This is a genomic window from Streptomyces sp. NPDC031274 (assembly GCF_055570235.1).
Genome location: NZ_JBVIHP010000510.1, coordinates 1 through 1,018, shown reverse-complemented (window position 1 = coordinate 1,018; position 1,018 = coordinate 1). Strand labels below are relative to the sequence as shown.

Genomic DNA, 1,018 nt, shown 5'->3' with positions numbered 1-1,018 from the left:
GGCGTGTCCGCGGGACTTCCCTGCAGTCCCCTCCTGCATCCCCCGAGCTGTTGCGGGTCCCCGGCGGGTCCCCTGTGCCTACTTCGCCCCGAACACCGCCGCCAGCGGCTGCTTCTTCTTGAAGACCGTGGACGGTGCCGTGACGTGCTCGCCGCCGATGTACAGGCGGTCGCCGGCGAAGAGCATGCGGCGCTCCGTCGTGAACCTCGCCTCCATCTCGTACGTCGAGGACGGGTTCTGCTGGAGCTTCGTCTTCTTGTACGTCTTCGGGTCCAGCGCCCAGACAGCGCCGCCCGCCTCGTCGACCACGTCGGCCTCCTGGTACGCGATGACCTTGCCGTCGTCCGCGACGCCCATCGGAGTCAGCGGGCCGCCGTCGACCCCCTCGGCCTTGCCCGACTGCTTGCCGGACTTCAGGTCGAGGGCGACCAGGTCGTTCTCGGCCTCGGACGACGGGCTGGAGGGCTCCGAAGTGCCCAGGAAGAGCGTGTCCTTGGTGACGGCGATCTGCTGGCAGCCGGCTACCTCGGTGGCGGGGCAGTCGAGCTTGTACTTCCCGTACTTGCCGCCCACCGTGCTGATCGTGCTCAGGAGCTTGCCCCGCGCCGCGCTGTCGTCGACCGTCAGGAACTCCGAGGCCCCGGAGGAGCCCTTCTTGGAGTCACCGCCGTCCGCCGCCACGACCAGCGGGTCGGTCGAGACGACGTGGGCGTACTCGGTGCCCGCCGGGAGCTTGTACGCCGACTTGACCGCCCGCGTCGCGGGGTTGATCGTCTGCAGCGTCAGCTGAGGACTGTCGGTCTCGCCGCAGTCGCGCAGCGCGACGAGCTTGTCGTCGCTGCCCGCGTAGCCCTCGACCGGGCATTTGTCGTCCGAGGGCTTCCACAGGGGCTCGCCCGCGACCGTCCAGCCGGCGTCCGCGCTGGTGCCCGCGGCGGCGACCGTGCCGCCGCCGATGGTCACCTCGTCGAACATCTGCGCGGAGCCGTACTCGTCGACAGCCTGCTTCTGCCAGAGC

General features: G+C 70.0%; 1 pseudogene. It reads right to left on the bottom strand.

The window, feature by feature from the left end:
* Window positions 1-78: 78 nt before the first annotated feature.
* A pseudogene (locus ACZ5CR_RS47565) lies at window positions 79-1,018 on the bottom strand (hypothetical protein); the annotation flags it as partial.